At 72.6% G+C, this 17,436-nt stretch carries 15 protein-coding genes; 12 read left to right on the top strand and 3 right to left on the bottom strand.

Translation table 11 applies throughout. The features are described from left to right. The first annotated feature begins 277 nt into the window (after positions 1-277). Both FRCN3DRAFT_RS0226445 and FRCN3DRAFT_RS0226450 read left to right on the top strand, forming a co-directional pair. The gene (locus FRCN3DRAFT_RS0226445) at positions 278-634 is read left to right on the top strand and encodes a hypothetical protein (RefSeq protein WP_007509468.1); all 357 of its coding nucleotides are present in this window, start codon (positions 278-280) and stop codon (positions 632-634) included. Positions 635-834: 200 nt separating this feature from the next. Then, entirely contained in the window at positions 835-1,560 is a 726-nt protein-coding gene (locus FRCN3DRAFT_RS0226450) for an LON peptidase substrate-binding domain-containing protein (RefSeq protein ID WP_007509466.1), read from the top strand. Between the two features lie 28 nt (positions 1,561-1,588). On the opposite strand, the gene FRCN3DRAFT_RS0226455 is transcribed toward FRCN3DRAFT_RS0226450, so the two are convergent. Next, positions 1,589-2,257 (bottom strand): TetR/AcrR family transcriptional regulator, encoded by a 669-nt coding sequence (locus tag FRCN3DRAFT_RS0226455; RefSeq protein WP_035925236.1) that lies wholly within the window; start codon positions 2,255-2,257, stop codon positions 1,589-1,591. A gap of 252 nt (positions 2,258-2,509) precedes the next feature. Between FRCN3DRAFT_RS0226455 and FRCN3DRAFT_RS0226460 the strand changes: the two genes are divergently transcribed. Next, entirely contained in the window at positions 2,510-3,775 is a 1,266-nt protein-coding gene (locus FRCN3DRAFT_RS0226460; protein WP_007509462.1) for an aromatic ring-hydroxylating oxygenase subunit alpha, read from the top strand. A gap of 164 nt (positions 3,776-3,939) precedes the next feature. On the opposite strand, the gene FRCN3DRAFT_RS0226465 is transcribed toward FRCN3DRAFT_RS0226460, so the two are convergent. Continuing rightward, complete coding sequence (locus FRCN3DRAFT_RS0226465) at positions 3,940-5,130, bottom strand: cytochrome P450 (RefSeq protein ID WP_007509460.1); 1,191 nt, start codon at positions 5,128-5,130, stop codon at positions 3,940-3,942. 99 nt (positions 5,131-5,229) lie between these two features. Between FRCN3DRAFT_RS0226465 and FRCN3DRAFT_RS0226470 the strand changes: the two genes are divergently transcribed. Continuing rightward, on the top strand, positions 5,230-6,066 hold the full coding sequence (locus FRCN3DRAFT_RS0226470; RefSeq protein ID WP_035925239.1) for a TetR/AcrR family transcriptional regulator: 837 nt from the start codon (positions 5,230-5,232) through the stop codon (positions 6,064-6,066). Between the two features lie 46 nt (positions 6,067-6,112). Here the strand turns inward: FRCN3DRAFT_RS0226470 and FRCN3DRAFT_RS0226475 are convergent, their stop codons facing one another. Next, the gene (locus FRCN3DRAFT_RS0226475; RefSeq protein WP_007509456.1) at positions 6,113-7,576 is read right to left on the bottom strand and encodes a class I adenylate-forming enzyme family protein; all 1,464 of its coding nucleotides are present in this window, start codon (positions 7,574-7,576) and stop codon (positions 6,113-6,115) included. 288 nt (positions 7,577-7,864) lie between these two features. Between FRCN3DRAFT_RS0226475 and FRCN3DRAFT_RS0226480 the strand changes: the two genes are divergently transcribed. The 8 genes from FRCN3DRAFT_RS0226480 to FRCN3DRAFT_RS46405 all read left to right on the top strand — a co-directional run bounded on the left by FRCN3DRAFT_RS0226480 (position 7,865) and on the right by FRCN3DRAFT_RS46405 (position 17,392). Then, complete coding sequence (locus tag FRCN3DRAFT_RS0226480) at positions 7,865-8,053, top strand: ferredoxin (RefSeq protein WP_007509454.1); 189 nt, start codon at positions 7,865-7,867, stop codon at positions 8,051-8,053. Between the two features lie 70 nt (positions 8,054-8,123). Beyond that, complete coding sequence (locus FRCN3DRAFT_RS0226485) at positions 8,124-8,873, top strand: enoyl-CoA hydratase-related protein (protein ID WP_007509453.1); 750 nt, start codon at positions 8,124-8,126, stop codon at positions 8,871-8,873. A gap of 146 nt (positions 8,874-9,019) precedes the next feature. After that, positions 9,020-9,709, top strand: coding sequence for a TetR/AcrR family transcriptional regulator (locus FRCN3DRAFT_RS49855; protein ID WP_007509450.1), 690 nt, complete (start codon positions 9,020-9,022; stop codon positions 9,707-9,709). Positions 9,710-9,811: 102 nt separating this feature from the next. Further along, positions 9,812-10,144: a DUF6343 family protein gene (locus FRCN3DRAFT_RS0226495; protein ID WP_131803375.1), complete on the top strand. Its 333-nt coding sequence runs from the start codon at positions 9,812-9,814 to the stop codon at positions 10,142-10,144. Positions 10,145-10,367: 223 nt separating this feature from the next. Continuing rightward, positions 10,368-12,248, top strand: a complete 1,881-nt coding sequence (locus tag FRCN3DRAFT_RS0226500; RefSeq protein WP_007509447.1) for a cholesterol oxidase substrate-binding domain-containing protein — start codon at positions 10,368-10,370, stop codon at positions 12,246-12,248. Positions 12,249-12,392: 144 nt separating this feature from the next. Further along, complete coding sequence (locus FRCN3DRAFT_RS0226505) at positions 12,393-13,652, top strand: DUF445 domain-containing protein (RefSeq protein WP_007509444.1); 1,260 nt, start codon at positions 12,393-12,395, stop codon at positions 13,650-13,652. A gap of 159 nt (positions 13,653-13,811) precedes the next feature. Then, positions 13,812-15,215 carry a glycosyltransferase family 87 protein gene (locus FRCN3DRAFT_RS0226510; protein WP_232794153.1) on the top strand — a complete coding sequence of 468 codons (1,404 nt, stop codon included), beginning with the start codon at positions 13,812-13,814 and terminating at the stop codon, positions 15,213-15,215. A 515-nt stretch (positions 15,216-15,730) separates the two neighbouring features. Beyond that, positions 15,731-17,392, top strand: coding sequence for a DEAD/DEAH box helicase (locus FRCN3DRAFT_RS46405; protein ID WP_007509441.1), 1,662 nt, complete (start codon positions 15,731-15,733; stop codon positions 17,390-17,392). The last annotated feature ends 44 nt before the right edge of the window (positions 17,393-17,436 follow it).

Below are 17,436 nucleotides of genomic sequence, written 5' to 3' on the forward strand. Positions count from 1 at the left end.
GCCGGTTCGGCGTCCCCGTCGGACACCGCGTTCCGTCCACCCTGTCAGCCCACCCTGTCAGCGTCCCCTCGGGTCCCGCAACGCGGTCTCCCCCGGCTCTCCCGGCTGGCCCCGGGCGGCTCCGGGCTGGTCGGCCACGGCGGCCCGGCCCAGCTGGTTCGTCGTCGAGCTAGCCCTGGCCGGTTGCGGGCGATATCCCAGGGCATTCCTGTCCGGGGCCGGTGCCCGATGCGTCCGGCTCCACGAACGTGGCAGGTCGCGAGCCTGGGAGGTCGCGATGGAAGTAGAGCGAGCACCGATCGAGGTGCTGTTCACGTGCCGGCGCTGCCAGCTGGAGTGGCGGCAGGCCTATGAGGTGGTCCGGTGGACCGGATACGAGGGCGACGTCGTCGAGACGTACTTCCGCCGGGGGATACCGGTGCCCTCGCCGAAGCTGGGCCAGCGCTGCCCACGGTGCGCCAGCCTGAACGTGGCCTGGACGGACGCCTCGTTCCTGCCGCCGCGGCGCGCCACCCGGCCCGTCGAACCGGTCGTGAGCTCCCGCTGGTCCACGCCCGAGCCAAAGCGGGCCCCGCTCCGGTTCTTCACCCGCGCCGCCCACCAGCGTGAGCCGCTGACCCGCCGCTTCCCGTAGCCGCGCGCCCTGAACCCCGGAGACCACGGCCAGGCCGGCCTGGCGACCATCGGACGAGCGACGGGTAAACGGTGCCCAAACCAGGGCATAAGACCCGTCGGGCCACCCCCGCCCTGGCCAGACCGACGGAGAGGGGCGGGGGCGGGGCGTCGAGGCCCGCGCGGTGGGACGATAGGACGAAGGGGACGGAGGCGACCAGTGTGACGGACGAATCGACGGAGCCAGGTGAGGCGCCCGGCGACCTGGGCGGCGAGCCGGCGACCGAGCGGCTGGCGTTGTTCCCGCTCGGAACGGTGCTGCTGCCCGGACTGCTGCTGCCGCTGCAGATCTTCGAGCCCCGCTACCGGGAGCTGGTCGGCGAGCTGCTCGACCTGCCGGAACAGGCACCGCGCGCGTTCGGCGTCGTCGCGATCCGGCACGGCCGCGAGGTCGGCCCGCAGCATCCCGAGCTCTACGACGTCGGCTGCTCGGCGGTGCTGCGCCGGGCCGAGCGGCTCCCGGACGGCCGGTACTCGCTGATGACCGTGGGCGAGCGCCGGTTCACGATCCACTCGGTCGACACCGAGAGCCGGCCCTACCTGATCGGCGAGGTGGCCTACCTGGCCGACGCCGCCGGCGACACCGCGGGCGCGCTCGTGCCGTCGGTGCAGGCCCTGCTGCGCGAGTACACCACCAGGCTGGCCGAGAAGAAGGCGCTGGAGATCCGCCTGCCCGACCTGCCCGACGACCCGGTGGCGCTGTCCTACCTGGTCGCCGCCGCGGTCGTGCCGGACATCGCGCACCGCCAGGAGCTGCTCGAGGCCCCGGACGCGCACAGCCGGCTGCGCGCCGAGCAGGCCATGCTGCGCCGCGAGCTGGCGCTGCTGACCACGATCACCACGGTCAGCTCCCCCGGTCTCGCCCGGATCCCGCCCAGCCTGAACTAGCCAGCCCGAAATCCAGCCAGCCTGACACCTAGGGCGAGAGCGGGGCCGGGGTCTCGCGGATGCGCAGGCCGTTGAGGAACAGGTCGACGGCGTGTTGGATGTGCGCCTCCTCGACCTCGGGCCGGCGATGGATTCCGTAGGCGGCAAGCCAGGCCGGCATGGCGCCGACCATGGCGAAGAACTGCTCGGCGGCGATCTCGACGTCGCGGACGACGATCGTGCCTGCGTGCTCGTGCCTGCGCAGCAGATCCATGATCACTCGTATCCTCGGCGTCCAGGTGATGGCCTGGGAGCTCGCGGCGAAGTCGGGGAACCGGGCGGACTCGGCGATCGCCATCCGGCTGAGCCGAACCAGATCCGGGTCGACGGACCGCGCCAGGATGGCGCGCGCGATCGTCTCCAGGCTGGCGGCGAGGTCGTCCGGCAGCGGTTCCAGGGCTCCTTCGTCCCGTTCCAGCCGCGTCAGCGCCCACGAGCTCACGGCGATGAAGAGCGCGCGCTTGTCGGAGTAGCGGGCGTAGAGCGTGCCCTTGGTGACGCCGGCGGCCTGCGCGACCGCCTCCATGCTGGTGCCGTCGTACCCGTTCTCCAGGAACGCGTCGACGGCCGCGCGCCGGATCCGGTCGGTCAGTCGGGCCGCCTGCGTCGACGTCGGCCGCCCTGAGCGGGATCGCTCCCTCCCCACCTCAGACACCACCCGACAACCCTACGGTCCCGCCCGTTTCGGGCGACGGTGCGCGACGGCCACGGGGCACGGGCCGCGTGTGACGAGCACGGGCCGGGTGCGACGGGCAGGGGCCGCGGGCGCCGGGCGGGAGCCAGCGGCGCCGGCGTCCGCGTCCGGCCGGTTGACCTAAATCGTACGGGACCGTATGGTTAATCAACCGGACGGCACCGTACGATTTTCGGCCGCTGGCCCGCTGCCACGACCGACTCGGGAGGCAGATCGATGGCGCACTTCCCCAAACCCGCCGAGGGCAGCTGGACCGAGCACTTCCCGAGCCTCGGCACCGGCTTCGTCTCGTTCGAGGACTCGATCTCGCCCGAGTACTACGAGGTCGAGCGCAAGGCGATCTTCCAGCACACCTGGCTGAACGTCGGCCGCGTCGAGCAGATCCCGAAGACCGGCAGCTACTTCACCAAGGAGATCCACGCCGCCCGCACGTCGGTGATCGTCGTCCGGGACGCCGATGGCGGGGTCCGCGCGTTCCACAACATCTGCCGCCATCGCGGTAACAAGCTGGTCTGGCAGGAGAACCCGGGCGAGGAAGTCAGCGGCACGGCCCGCCAGTTCATCTGCAAGTACCACGCCTGGCGTTACGGCCTCGACGGCGCGTGCACGTTCGTGCAGCAGGAGTCGGAGTTCTTCGACCTCGACAAGGCGACGCTCGGGCTCGTCCCAGTGCGCTGCGAGGTGTGGGAGGGCTTCGTCTTCATCAATCTCGACGACAACGACTCCACGTCGGCGCGCGAGTACCTCGGCCGTTTCGCGAAGGGTCTCGAGGGCTACCCGTTCGGCGAGATGACGCAGACCTGGAAGTACCGCGCCGAGGTCGGCGCGAACTGGAAGCTCTACATCGACGCGTTCGCCGAGTTCTACCACGCGCCCGTGCTGCACGGTAAGCAGTACGTGAGCTCCGAGAGCCGCAAGATCCAGGCATACGGCTACGAGGGGCTGCACTACGACATCGACGGGCTGCACGGGATGCAGTCCACCTGGGGCGGGATGTCACCGCCGAAGGACCTCAGCATGGTCAAGCCGATCGACCGCGCGCTGCGCAGCGGCAACTTCGGCCCCTGGGACCGGCCCGACCTCCCCGGGCTCGACCAGCTGCCGTCCGGCCTCAACCCAAGCCGTCACCACAAGTGGGGCAACGACTCCTACGTCTTCTTCCCGAACTTCATGATCCTGGTGTGGGCGCCGGGCTGGTACCTCACCTACCACTACTGGCCGACGGCCTACAACAAGCACATCTTCGAGGGCACCCTCTACTTCGTCCCGCCGAAGAACGCCACCGAGCGGATGCGTCAGGAACTGGCGGCGGTCACCTTCAAGGAGTTCGCTCTCCAGGACTCCAACACCCTGGAGGCCACCCAGACGATGCTCGAGTCCCGCGTCGTCACCCAGTTCCCGATCAACGACCAGGAAATCATGATCCGCCATCTCCACAAGACCGCGGCCGACTATGTCGCCAGCCACCAGGCGCAGCACTGAGCAAACGGCCGGGCAGCACACACGACCAGAAAGCGCCGACGGCCCCGGCCGGCCAGGAACCTGACCGGCCGGGGCCGTCGGCGCTATTTTCATGATCTGGTGGAATCTTGGGAGAAAAGACTCCGGGGATTCCGCCAGATCATGAAATGGCCCAGATCGCGAGCTCAGATCACGATGGGCAGCTTCTGGTAGCCGCGGACGGTGCTGGTGTGGAGGCGGACGGCGTTCTCGTGGTCGACCTCCCAGGTCGGGAAACGCTTCAGGGTCTCCTCGATCGCCAGCCGGCTCTCCAGGCGGGCGAGCCCGGCGCCGAGACAGAAGTGGATGCCGTGGCCGAGGGAGACGTGGCTGTCGAAGCTCCGGTGGATGTCGTAGACGTCGGGGTCGTCGTACTTGCGGTCGTCGCGGCCGGCGGAGCCGGTGAGCAGCAGGATCTTGGACTTGGCCGGGATCGTGGTGCCGTGCAGCTCGACGTCGCGGGTGGTGACCCGCCCCTGCACGGGGGACGGCGCCTCGTAGCGCAGCGTCTCCTCGACGGCGTTCCTGGTCAGGGACGGGTCGGCGGCCAGCTCGGCGCGCTGGTCGGGGTGGGCGGCGAGGATGTCGGCGGCCCAGCCGAGGAGGCGGGCCACGGTCTCGGTGCCGGCGGCGGTGAGCAGGGTGGTGAAGTCGGTGGCCTCCCGCGTCGAGAGCCGCCGGGTACCGCCGTCGGCGGCGCGGACCTCGGCCTGGACGAGGGCGGTCATCAGGTCGTCCCGAGGCGTGACGCGGCGGGCCTCGATCTGCTCGGCGAAGTACAGGTGCAGCTTCGTGGCGGCGGCCACGGCGATCTCGTTGGCCATCCCGGCGGTCTCGTCGTGGTGGAAGGTCCCGTCGATCATGTGGCGGACCTCCTCCCGGTCCGCCGGGTCGACCCCGATGAGCTGGGAGATGACCATGGAGGGCAGCAGCGCTGCGAAGTCCTGGACGTAGTCGAACCCGCCGCCGCCGACATGCGGGTCGAGCAGCTGGGCGCAGGTCTCGCGGATGGCGCCCTCCAGGCCGCCGACCCGGCGCGGGGTGAAGGCCCGGGAGACCAGGACCCGCAGCGTCGTGTGGGCAGGGGGATCCATGAAGATCATCTGCCCGGTGTCCCACGGCTCCGGGGTCATGATCTCGAGCACCGTGCCGTAGCGGGAGCTGAAGGTGGCCGGGTCCAGGTGGGCCTCGTCGACGTCCTCGAACCGCGATAACGCGTAGAAGTCGAACTTCTCGTTCCGGTATACCGGCCGCTCGTCCCGCATCCGCCGCCACACCGGGTGTGGGTCGAGATCCATCGCCTTGTCGTACGGATCCCAGTACAGATCCTCGGTCACGCTGGCCCTCTTTCGCTGATGCGATCGCCGATCGCCTTCTGGTTCGTGGAGTATGCGATCGTCGATCGCAGACTGTCAAGATGGTGCTTGAATGGTGGAATGGAGCGGCGATCACTCGTGGAGTCCGGCGATACCCGGCTCGACGCGCCTGAGCGCGCGGCCGGGGCGCGCGAGCATGGCACCGGTCCCGCCGAGCCAGCACCGCCGGCTCCCCCTGGGTACGAAGGCACACCGCCCGAGGCGGGTTCCGCCCGCTGGTGGGCACAGCGGGCGGCGTCCGCCGGCAGGCGGCGCCCGCGCCCGGGAGGACTGTCCTCGCAGCGGATCGTCGAGGCCGCGCTGGACGTCCTGCGCGACGGCGGGATCGACGGGTTGACCCTGCGCTGCGTCGCCGAGCGGCTCGACACCACCATCGCCTCGCTCTACCGGCACATCGCCAGCCGGGACGAGCTGATCGCGCTGATCGCCGACCACGTCATGGGCGAGATCCGGCTCGACCGCACCGGCCGTGGCTGGCGCGCCGACATCGAGGCGTTGATGCGCGACTTTCGCCGGATCAGCCTCGACCAGCCACTGCCGCCGTCCGCGCGCAGCAGGACCGGCTACGGGCCGAACATGCTGCGGGTCGTCGACGCGGCGCTTGGCCTGTTCCTGGAGGCCGGCCTGACCGCGGACCAGGCGGGCTACGCCACCATCACGATGCTGGAGCTCATGGCCAGCGACGCGATCCTGCGGGTCCACCGCCCCCAGAGCTCGGGCGGCCCGACGGGATCCGACGGGTTCGGCGAACTTCTCGACGGGCTACCGGCCGACCAGCTCACCGCCCTGCGCGCCGCCGGCGGCAGCTACATCAGCGCCAACGCGGACGACGTCTTCGACCACAGCATGGCCATCTTCCTCGACGGCGTGGCCAGCCGGGTGCCCAGGAGCGGGTGACGGCGCCGGGCTGGTCGCCCGGTCAGGCGCCGGGCTCCTCCACCGGTCAGGGGGTTTCGAGGATCTGGCGGGTGAGGGTGGCGCGGTCGAGCTTGTGGACGGCGGTGAGCGGCAGGTCGGCGGCCACGCGCAGGTCCTCGGGGAGCTTGTAGTGCGCGAGGAGGCCGGAAAGGTGGTCGCGCACCTCGGCGAGCGTCGGCGGGCGGGCGCCGTCGCGGGGGACGACGACGGCGACGCCGATCTCGCCCATCACCGGGTCGGGGCGGGGCACGACGGCGCACTGGGCGACGGCGGGGTGGGTGCCGAGCGCGGCCTCGACCTCCGCCGGATAGACGTTGTAACCGCCGCGGATGAACATCTCCTTGCGCCGCCCGACCAGCCGGACCAGGCCCCGCTCGTCGACGCGGCCCAGGTCCCCGGTGCGGATCCAGCCGTCGACGACCGTCGCCGCCGTCGCCGCCGGGTCGCGCCAGTAGCCGGCGAACGCGCTCGGGGTGCGCAGCCACAGCTCGCCGACCTCGCCCCCGCCGGCCGGGCGGCCGTCGTCTGCGCGGATCTCGCGGGCGATGCCGGGGCGCGGCCGGCCGATCGTGAACAGCGCCTCCTCGTCGTCGGCGTCCGGCGCGGTGCCCAGCCCGCAGCCACCCGACTCGGTCGAGGAGTAGCGCACGCTGTAGGGGGCGTTCAGCCGGCGGCGGGCCTCCTCGATGAGCGCCGGCGGTGACGCCGCCGCGCCTGCGATGATCACCTTGACGGCGCTCAGGTCGAAGCTGTCGAAGTCGGGAACGCGTAACAGCAGCGCGAGCTGCGGGGCGACGGCGTTGACGGTCGTCATCCGGTGCTCGGCGAGCAGCGCGAGGGTGTCCCGGGCCCGCCAGCGGCCCTGGATGTACATGCGCAGGCCGCGCCGCAGGTACCAGGGCAGCTTGGTCATGAAACCGACGTGGGCGAACTGGGTGGTCGCCATCGTCGGCTCACCGGGGCGGTCCGCCCACAGGCCGCCGGTGTCGATCTGGGTGACGGCGCGCAGCTGCCGCTCGGTGAAGACCGCCGCCTTGGGCGTGCCGGTGGTGCCGGAGGTGAACACGATCGCGACCGGGCGGGCCTCGTCGCCTGGCAGCGGGCCGGGCGCGGTCGCCGAGCCGGTCTCGAGCGCCGCCGTGCCGTACGCCGCCAGCTCGTCGACCTCGTGGCCGTTGGTGAGCACGACGACCGGGTCGGCGAGCTCGGTGAGCCGTTCCTGCTCGGGCGGGGCGAGCACCGGGTTCACCCCGGCGGTGATGGCGCCCAGTTTCGCGGCGGCGGCGTAGGCGAGCACGTAGCGGCTGGTCGAGGCGATCCGCAGGACCAGCCGGTCGCCGGTGCCCAGCCCGCGAGCCGCGAGCCCGGCCGCGACCGCGTCCGAACCGGTGTCCAGCGCCGCGAACGAAAGCCGGGTGCCGTCGGGATCGACGAACGCCGCCGCGTCCCCGAACCGCCGAGCCGCCTCCCGCACCGTGTCCGCCAGCATGAACCAGAACGTATCCAATCTGCATGTCACGGGCCCGCGGTCGGGAAACGAGCTGATCCAACGTTCCCCGGCGAACGGGAGACAACGGCGGGCTGGCGACGAGCGCGGCGCGGCGATCATTCGGCCGGACACGGGGTACGGCAGGCTGGTGCGTGGGCAGCCTGCTCGTGGTGGGCCATATGCGGTTTGATGAGGGTACGGGCCGCCAGAGGCACGCCGCGTCGGCGCTCCTGCACCGGCCGGATCACCACTGCGGGATCACCACTGAAGGACTGAAGGAGGGTCATCATGCGGGTCGTTGTCGATTTCGACGTCTGCGAGAGCAACGCGATCTGTGTCGGGCTGGTGCCGTCGGTTTTCGAGCTGGACGACAACGAGTACCTGTCGGTCGACGAGGAGCCTGACGAGTCGCTGCGTCCGGACCTGGAGAAGGCCGTGCGCTCCTGCCCCAAGCAGGCCATCAAGCTGGTCGACTGAGGCGGTTTTCGGTGGCGGGCGCTTCGCGCCCGCCACAGGATCGCCCCGCGAGCGTTGGTAGGAGACGGTCATGACCGACCATGTGCAGACCGAGGCAGCCGGCGGGGTGCTGACCGTCCGGATCAACCGGCCGGACAAGCGCAACGCGATCACGCAGGACATGTACCAGGCGCTCGGCGACGCGCTGGTCGGCGCGGAGGCCGACGAGTCCGTCCGGGTCGTGCTCTTCACCGGCAGCGGCGGCGCGTTCACCGCCGGGAACGAGCTCGCCGACATCGCCGAACGCGACGTCCTCGAGCCGGGCGGCCCGACCGACCGCTTCATCCGGGCACTCATCGACACGACCAAGGTGCTGGTCGCCGAGGTCGACGGCGCGGCGATCGGCATCGGCACGACGATGCTGCTGCACTGCGACCTGGTGTACGCGACGGCCCGGTCGAAGTTCGGGATGCCGTTCGTCAACCTCGGGGTGGTGCCGGAGGCGGCGTCGTCGGTGCTGCTGCCCCGGCTCACCGGGCAGCAGCGGGCGTCGAAGCTGCTGTTGTTCGGGGACGTCTTCAGCGCGCAGGAGGCGTTGGAGGCCGGGATCGTCACCGAGGTGCTGGCGGACGCCGACGCGCTGCGGGCACGGGTCGCCGACCGGGTGGCGGCGCTGCTCGCCCGCCCCGCGGGGGCCCTCGCGGCGGTCCGCCGGCTGCTGCACGGCGACACGACGATCGCCGAGCTGCACGCCGCGGCGACGCTGGAGGGCGAGGTCTTCACCCGCACCTCCAGGTCCCCCGAGGCCCAGGCCGCCATCGCCAGACTCACCAGGCGCTAGGGTCCTGCCCGTAGATCGTCGGAGTCGCCGTAGCCACGGCCGTGGCCGTGGCCGTGGCCGTGGCCGTCAGCGGCCGTCGGTGGTCATGGATCATGGAGCCATGGCCCGCCGGCGACGACGGTGGCGACGATGACGGGGAGGTCCGCATGGTCGAGCGTCGGGTGGGGCGGCCGCCCCGGATCGACCGGGCCATGATCGCCAGAGCCGCCGGTGAGATCGGCATCGACCAGGTCAGCCTGCGCTCGGTGGCCGACCGGCTCGGGGTGAGTGTCCCCGGGCTCTATCACTATGTGCGGGGCCGCGACGACCTGCTCCAGCTGGCCGCCGAGCAGTCCGCGGCGACGATCGCGCTGCCGGCCGACCGCGGCCAGCACTGGGCGTTATGGCTGCTGGAGTCGGCCGACATCCTGCGGCGCAGGTTCGTCGAGTCGCCCGCGTTGCTGGCCCAGTTCATGAGCGGCGCCTTCGGGCTGGACCAGATGGTCGACGTGCTGGAGGCCGTGATCGCGGCGCTGGTCGGCAAGGGGTTCGGCGCGCGCGAGGCGTTCGAGGCCTACGTGCTGGTGACGCAGGGCGCGATGGGCGCGGCGGTCGGCGAGATCCGCCGCCGGCAGATCGACGAGACCAACCACCCGATCGCACTGGAGTACCAGCGGGTGTTCGCCCAGCGGGACCCGTCGGACCTGGCGCACCTGCGGGCGATGCTCGCCGACGGCCCGCCGCCCGAGTCGAGGCCGGACGACCAGCTCACCACCGTGCTCGCCGGCATCGCCGCCCGTCGCGGCGACGACTGGCGCGACGTCGTCGCCCAGCTGCACCAGCGCTCCCGGGGCTGACCGGCGCACCGGGCCGCCCGGGTGGCGCGTGGCCCGGATGGCGCCGGCCCGGTCAAGCGGTTCGGGGGCCGCGGCCAGGGCACACCGGACGACGTGACTCGGATGCTTCCTCCCCAACGTCAGCCGGATGCGCCGCGTCGCTCCGTCGGCAGGTTCGCCGCGTTCACCGGCGCGGCGCCGGCCCGAAGCCCGCTGCGGCTGCGGGCCGCGCTCGCGTTGTTCGGGCTGGTGTTCTGTGGTGTCGCCGCGGGGCTGTTCGCCGCCGCCGGCTGGACGGTGCCCGCCATCCTGCTCTGTGTCGTCGGGGCCACGGCCGTCGTAGACCTGATCGTGATCGGGCGCCGGATGCGCCAGCGGCGGCGCTCGCTTCCGCCGGGCTTCGGCCAGGGCGCCGCGCCCGGGAACCGACCCCGCAGCGGGAGCTACCCGCAGTAGGGCCGTGCCCGCTTTCTGATGGTCCATGAGGAATGCCGCCGCGGCGGCCCGCTACGCCCGCGCAAGGCCGGCCGGCGACCGGCCGCGCACCATGGTCCTGACCAGCGGCTATACGATCGTGCGCCCGGAACCGTTGACCTTGGTCCCCGCACGCTCTTACCTTCGTGCTCCCACTATCTGACGGGCCATCAGATATGGCTCTCGGAGCACGGAGGAGACCGCGATGGGACGACGGCGCGACGACCTGGGCGGCACGGAGTCTGGCGGCGACGACGCGGACGGCGCCGGCTTACCCGGCCTGTCCGGCATGTCAGGCCTGTCTGACATTGCAAGCACGGCAAGCACGGTAGGCACGACAGGCGCCGCCGGAACCGCCGGCGGGGGGACGCGGCGCGTGGTGCTGGCAGGGGCGCTCGGCGCGGCGGCGGTGACGGCCGTCGGCTGGACGCCGGTCGCGCGGGTGGCGGCGGCGCACGCCGACCCGCCGGCGCCGCCGAACTTCCCGGCGTCGATCCCGCTGTACCGGCAGACGTTCCAGAACTGGTCGCGCGAGATCAACGTCACCGGCGTGTGGACCTGCGCGCCGGCGACCCCCGCCGACGTGGTGACCCTCGCGAACTGGGCCAGGGCCAACAACTACAAGATCCGCCCCCGCGGCATGGCGCACGGCTGGTCGCCGCTGTCGGTCGCCGTCGGGTCGACCGGCAACAACGTCATCTTCGTCGACACCACCCAGCACCTCACCACCGTCACGATCACCGGTTCGTCCGGGTCGACGCCGGCGACCGTACGCGCGCAGACCGGCGTCTCCATGGACAGTCTGCTCACCCAGCTGCAGGCCGCCGGCTACGGCCTGACCGCCACCCCCGCGCCCGGTGACCTCACCGTCGGCGGCGTGCTCGCGATCGACGCGCACGGCACCGCCGTCCCGGCCAGCGGCGAGACCCGGGTCGCCGGCACCACCTACGGCTCGCTGTCCAACCTGATCACGTCGCTGACCGCCGTCGTCTGGAACTCCGCGACCAGCCAGTACGTGCTGCGCACGTTCAGCCGGTCCGAGGCGGAGTCGAAGGCGTTCCTGGCACACCTGGGACGCGCGTTCCTCACCGAGGTGACGCTGCAGGTCGGCGCCAACCAGCGGCTGCGCTGCCAGAGCTGGTTCAACGTGCCGTGGACGGAGCTGTTCGCCGCCCAGGGCTCCAGCGGGCGCACCTTCGCCAGCTACGTCAACTCCGCCGGCCGGGTCGAGGCGATCTGGTTCCCGTTCACCGACACCCCGTGGCTGAAGGTGTGGAGCCGCAGCCCGAACAAGCCGCTGCTCTCCCGCCAGGTGTCCAGCCCGTACAACTACTCGTTCTCCGACAGCCTGCCGTCGTCGATCACGGACCTCGTCAGCCAGATCTCGACCGGCCACCCGGAGCTCGCCCCGACGCTCGGCCAGACGCAGATCGCCGTCGTCGGCGCCGGCCTGATCACCACCTCCACCTGGGACATCTGGGGCTGGTCGAAGGACCTGCTGCTCTACGTCCGCCCGACCACGCTGCGGGTCACGGCCAACGGCTACGCGATCCTCACCAGCAGGGCGAACATCCAGCGCGTCATCAACGAGTTCTGCACGTACTACAACAACAAGCTGACCACCTACCAGAACAACGGGCAGTACCCGATGAACGGGCCGGTCGAGATCCGGGTCACCGGCCTCGACGCCGCCGGCGACGTCGGCGTGCCGAGCTCCGGCTCGCCGCAGCTTTCCGCCCTGCGCCCACGGCCCGACCACCCGGAATGGGACGTCGCGGTCTGGCTGGACATCCTCACCGTGCCTGGCACTCCGTACGCGAACCAGTTCTACCGCGAGGTCGAGGCCTGGGTCTTCTCCAACTACTCGGGCAGCTACGCCTCGGCCCGGGTGGAATGGTCCAAGGGCTGGGGCTACACGAACAGCGCCGCCTGGGCCGACGGCACCGCGATCGGCACGACGGTGCCGAACTCGCTGCGCACCGGTCAGCCGGGCGGGGACAACTTCGACACCGCGGTCGCGACGCTGAACGCGTTCGACCCGAACCGCGTCTTCTCCAGCCCCCTGCTCGACGCCCTCCTGCCCTGAGCTCGACGCCCTCCTGCCCTGACGCGGTGGCCGGGACGGACGCGCCGCGTTCGTCCCGGCCACCGCCGTATCGTGGCCCGAGGCGACCATGAGTGCCCGGCGAGGCGCATCCAGCGGCCGCGGGGCGACGAGCTGGGGGGACGAGTGGACAGCGCGCCGGAGGACCGGGAGCAGGCGGCGCTACGCTCCGGGCTGCGCCGGATGCGGACGGTCGCCGCCTGCCTGCTGGGATTCGCGGTCGCGGTGTACATCGCGACCTCGCTGTGGCGGGACGCGCCCGGCTGGGTGGGCTATGTGCGGTCCGCCGCCGAGGCGGGCACGGTCGGCGCGCTGGCCGACTGGTTCGCGGTGACGGCCCTGTTCCGCCACCCGCTGGGCCTGCCGATCCCGCACACCGCGATCATCCGCAAGCGCAAGGACGACCTGGGTCGCGGCCTGCAGTCCTTCGTCTCCACCCACTTCCTCACCGAGGCCATCGTCCGCGACAAGGTCAACCAGATCGAGGTGGCGAACCGGGTGGGGGCCTGGCTGTGCCAGCCCGACCACGCCGACCGGGTCAGCGCCGAGGTCGCCGCCCGGCTCGCGTCGACGCTGCGCAAGGCGAACGACGAGCTGATCGTCGAGCTGGTCGAGAAGTCGGTGGTGCCCCGGCTGGTGGACGTGCCGCTGGCGCCGGTGCTCGGCGTCCTGCTCGAGCGGGCGATCGAGGACGGGCTGCAGCACCGCGTCGTCGACGTGCTGCTCGAGCAGGCCGAGGACTGGCTGATCAAACATCCGAGCGCGGTACACGACGCCGTGCTGGACCGTGCCCCCGGCTTCGCGCCGAAGTGGCTCAACGAGGCGGTCGCGGCCAAGGTCTACGCCGAGGCGGTGAAGCTCATCGGCGCGCTGCGCGCGGACCGCCACCACCGGATGCGCCAGAGCCTCGACAGCTTCCTCACCGACCTGGCCGGCAAGCTGAGGACCGACCCGGACCTGCGGGCCAGGGTCGAGGACGTCAAGGCGAGGGCGCTCGCCTCCCCCGTCGCCGGCGACGCGATCTCCCGGATGTGGGAGACGGCCAAGGGCCTCCTACTCGACCTGACCACCGACGAGCACGGCGTGGCCCGCCGCGCGGCGACCACGCACCTGGCCAGCCTCGGCCTCAAGCTCACGGCCGACCCGGAGCTGGCCGCCTCCGTGAACCGCACGGCCGCGGACCTCGCGACGCGCGCCGTCGGCCGGTACAAGGGCGACATCGCGGCCATCATCGGCGACACCGTCGCCCGCTGGGAGCCGGCCGAGGCGTCCCGGCGCATCGAGCTGCAGGTCGGCCGTGACCTGCAGTTCATCCGGATCAACGGCACCGTCGTCGGCGCCCTAGCCGGCGTCCTGATCCACCTCGTCACCGAGCTCGCCCTGTAGGCCCCTGCCCGGCGGAAACCACGCCGGGAAGGGAGGAACCACCAGCACCACGAACCACGAACCACCGCCAACCACCACCGGCCCACCGAGAGGCCTCGACTGGCCGCGCCAGGAGGCGCGCAGGGTCACCACGCGGGGCGTCTGGCACCATGGGCACCCGTGACGACCGAGCGGACGCCGGCCGCGTCGTCGCGGCGGACTCCCCTGGTGCTCGCCATGCGGGTGCTGCCGGCCGGGTGGCCGGCCTTCGCGCCGGTGGTGCTGACGGGCCTGGTCGCCGTCATCTGGCTGACCTACGTACACCCGCTGGTCCATTTCGACATCGACGTGTTCCTGCGCGCCGGCACCGCCGTCGCCGCCGGGCGCGACCCCTACCCGCGGCCCGGCACCGCGGACGTCTACTCCGGGTTCGCGTTCGTCTACCCGTACCTGATCGCGTTCCCGTTCGCCCTACTCGCCTGGCTGCCGCGCGGCGGAGCCGAGGCGCTGTTCATCGGCCTGTCGGTGCTGGCCGTGCTCGCCGGCTGCCGGCTGGCCGGAGCGCGGCGCTGGAGCCTGTACGCGCTCGTGCTGGCCGCGTCGTCGACGATCATCGGACTGCAGATGGGGACGCTGAACGCGGCCCTGTTCGCCGGGCTCGCGGGGCTGTGGCGGCTGCGGGACCGTCCGGTGCCCGCCGGCCTGCTCGCGGCACTGCTCGTCTACAGCAAGCTCTTCCTGCTGCCGCTGCCGCTGTGGCTGCTGCTCACCGGGCGCCACCGCGCCGCGGCGGTCGCCGCGGGCACGCTCGGCGCGCTGTTCGGCCTCGGCGAGCTGGTCAGCCCGGTGGACCTCACGACCTACGGCGACATGCTGAACGCCCTGGCCCGCGCGGAGGCCCCCGCCGGCCTGAGCCTGACCGGGCTGCTGATGAACGCGGGCCTTGGCCTGGGACCTGCGACCTGGGTGGCGCGCTCGGTGGCCGTGGCCCTGCTCACCGCCTGCTGGGCCGTGGGGCGGCGGGCGGCGCGGGCGCGGTGGGCCGGCGACGACCGGCTGATGTTCGCCGCCACGGTCGCGGCGGCGCTGCTCGCGTCGCCGATCGTGTGGAGCCACTACCTGCTGCTGCTCGCGGCGCCGCTGCTGGTGCTCGAGGGCGGCGAGCGGGCCGGGGCGCTGGCCACGGCGACCGTCGTGAGCTGGCTGCTGGTGACCCCGCACCTGAGCACCCCGCCGGAGCTCTTCGCCTCGGCCCTCGTGCTCGCCGTGCTCGCCGCCGGTCCCTTCGGTGACGTCGCCCGCCGCGCCGCCGCCGAACGCGGGACCGGCGGCCTGGCCGCGCTCGCGGTCCCCGTGCTGGTGGTCGCGGCGCCCGCGGTGGCGGGGCTGGAGCTGTGCTGGGCGCTCGCCCGAGCGCACCACGGCGGCGACGCCGTGACCGGCGCCTACCTGGTGACGCTCGGCCTGCTCGCGCTGCCCGCCTGGGCCGCCCGCCAGGTGCGCGGTGGGTACGAGCCGCGGCGGGATCCGCGCGCGACGCGCCTAGCCGTAGGTGGGGTTCAGCCGCAAGCGGACGACGATTAGCTCACGCTCGTGGCGCCGGTCCGGCGAAAGGCCGGTCCGGCATGTACGGTGATAACTCTGACGGCTGCTCACGCCGTCATGCGCCCGCGCCGTCCGCGAACCACGCGGTCACCGGGCGTTAGGTCGGTGCGAGCGCGCGCCGGCTCACCTTGTTCGCTGGCCCTTCGGGTCCAGCTTCCCAAGGGCCGCAATGTCCGCCCGGGGGGACGACCCCCGGACCCCCCGATGTCGAGCTTCGCTCGACCGGGGACGCAGACGGGGCGGATCCTCGGGGGTTGGATCTTTGAGCCAGCTTCCTGGCCGCCATGGAGTCCGGTCTCGCACCGTCTGACGGAATTCGTCAGGCAGGCGGGTGGTTCCAGGTGGTCGGTTGGCGTGGTCCCTGACGGGGCCGGGCCTGGGTGGGTGGCGCGGTCGGCCCGAGGATCCTCTCGGTATCTCTCGCGAAGCCGGCCTGCCGCATACCGGCCGCCGGCACGTGTTCACGCATGGGCACGGTGGCCCCGACCTGATCGGTGGATCCACTGTCTCACCCCAGCAACTCCAAATCGTTCGTCTCCTACTCCGCGGGCTCCGGCTCGGGCTCGACCTCGAGCGGCCGGCCGGCACGCGGAGGCGGACGGACTCGCTCTGGCGGCGGCTACGGCGGGCACGGCCGCCCGAGTGGCCCGCGCCGCGGTGGCGCGGGCATCGGCCGGCGCCCGGCGCCGGCCCGTCCCGCGCTGCCGACCCGCGAGCCACGCCCGCCGGTCGAGTCGTTCGAGGCCGCCGGCCTCCCGGCCCGGCTCGTCCGTGCGTTGGCTGAGCGCGGCATCGCCGCGCCGTTCCCGGTCCAGGCCGCGGCTCTGCCGGATGTCCTCGCCGGCGAGAACGTGCTCGGCCGAGCCAAGACCGGCTCCGGCAAGACCCTCGGCTTCGGCCTGCCGATGCTGGCGAAGCTCGCCGGGCGCGGCCCGGCCACCCCGCTGCGCCCGCGGGGCCTGATCCTCGTCCCGACCAGGGAGCTCGCCCAGCAGGTCAGCGACGCGCTCGACCCGTTGTCGCGGTCGGTCAGCCTGTGGCTGCGCCCGGTCTACGGTGGAACGTCGATCTCCCGGCAGATCTCGCTCATGCGCCGCGGGGTCCACATCGTCGTCGCCACCCCGGGCCGGCTCCTGGACCTCGTCGAGCGCGGCGCCTGCCAGCTCGACGACGTCGAGATCACGGTGCTCGACGAGGCCGACTACATGTGCGACCTGGGCTTCCTGCCTGCGGTCCGGCAGATCCTCGACGCCACCTCCCCCAACGGCCAGCGGCTGATGTTCAGCGCCACGCTGGACCGCGAGGTCGAGGTGCTCGTCCGGGAGTACCTGCCCGATCCGGTCCTGGTCGCCGTCGACCCGGAGTCCAGCCAGGTCACGACGCTGACCCGGCATGCCCTGGAGGCCTCCGACAAGGTCAGCCAGCTCGAGGTCGTCACCGCGCTCGCCGGTGGCCAGGGCCGCACCCTGGTCTTCGTGCGTACCCAGCGCGACGCCGACCACGTCGCCAGGGACCTGACCCGCGCTGGCGTACCCGCCGAGCCGATCCACGGTGGCCTGCCGCAGGGCGCGCGTACCCGGGCTCTCGCCGGCTTCGCCGACGGCACCCGCCGGGTGCTGGTCGCCACCGACGTCGCCGCGCGCGGCATCCACGTCGATGACGTCCGCCTGGTCGTGCACCTCGGCCCGCCGGAGGACGCCAAGACCTACCAGCACCGCGGTGGGCGCACCGCCCGGGCCGGCGCCGACGGCGCGGACGTGCTCGTCACCGTCGCCGCCGACCGCGGCAAGGTCCGCGCGATGCTGCGCACGGCGGGCGCGGACGCCCAGATCACGCCGGTCAGGGCCAGCGACCCCCTGGTCGCGGAGATCGCCGGCCCGCCGGCCCCCCGCGTCGAGCCGGGTTCGATCCCGGCGCCACGGCCGGCGGCCGACAGCCGGCGCCGGGACGGCCGGCCGGGTGAGGGACGACAGGGCGGCTCCCGCTTCGGTGAGGGCCGCAGCGGCGGTGACCACGCCGGCCGGGGTGGCTTCAGCCAGCGCGGCGCCGCCGGAGGTGGCCGGACGTCTCGCGACGGCCGCGGTGCCCCCCGCCGGGGCCCGCGCTTCGACCGTCCCCACCACGACGGCGACGCCGCCCCGGCCGCCTCGGCCTGACAGCACAGCCGGGTGACTGTCCTGACGCGGTCGCAGCCACCCGG

The organism is Pseudofrankia saprophytica, from assembly GCF_000235425.2.
GTDB classification, from domain to species: Bacteria; Actinomycetota; Actinomycetes; order Frankiales; family Frankiaceae; genus Pseudofrankia; species Pseudofrankia saprophytica.

Excerpts from the sequence above, each read along its gene's own strand:
- FRCN3DRAFT_RS0226445 (WP_007509468.1), top strand. The coding sequence starts at position 278 with ATGGAAGTAGAGCGAGCACCGATCGAGGTGCTGTTCACGTGCCGGCGC.
- FRCN3DRAFT_RS0226500 (WP_007509447.1), top strand. The coding sequence starts at position 10,368 with ATGGGACGACGGCGCGACGACCTGGGCGGCACGGAGTCTGGCGGCGAC.
- FRCN3DRAFT_RS0226495 (WP_131803375.1), top strand. The coding sequence starts at position 9,812 with ATGCTTCCTCCCCAACGTCAGCCGGATGCGCCGCGTCGCTCCGTCGGC.
- FRCN3DRAFT_RS0226460 (WP_007509462.1), top strand. The coding sequence starts at position 2,510 with ATGGCGCACTTCCCCAAACCCGCCGAGGGCAGCTGGACCGAGCACTTC.
- FRCN3DRAFT_RS49855 (WP_007509450.1), top strand. The coding sequence starts at position 9,020 with ATGGTCGAGCGTCGGGTGGGGCGGCCGCCCCGGATCGACCGGGCCATG.
- FRCN3DRAFT_RS0226485 (WP_007509453.1), top strand. The coding sequence starts at position 8,124 with ATGACCGACCATGTGCAGACCGAGGCAGCCGGCGGGGTGCTGACCGTC.
- FRCN3DRAFT_RS0226480 (WP_007509454.1), top strand. The coding sequence starts at position 7,865 with ATGCGGGTCGTTGTCGATTTCGACGTCTGCGAGAGCAACGCGATCTGT.
- FRCN3DRAFT_RS0226475 (WP_007509456.1), bottom strand. The coding sequence starts at position 7,576 with ATGCTGGCGGACACGGTGCGGGAGGCGGCTCGGCGGTTCGGGGACGCG.
- FRCN3DRAFT_RS0226470 (WP_035925239.1), top strand. The coding sequence starts at position 5,230 with ATGGAGCGGCGATCACTCGTGGAGTCCGGCGATACCCGGCTCGACGCG.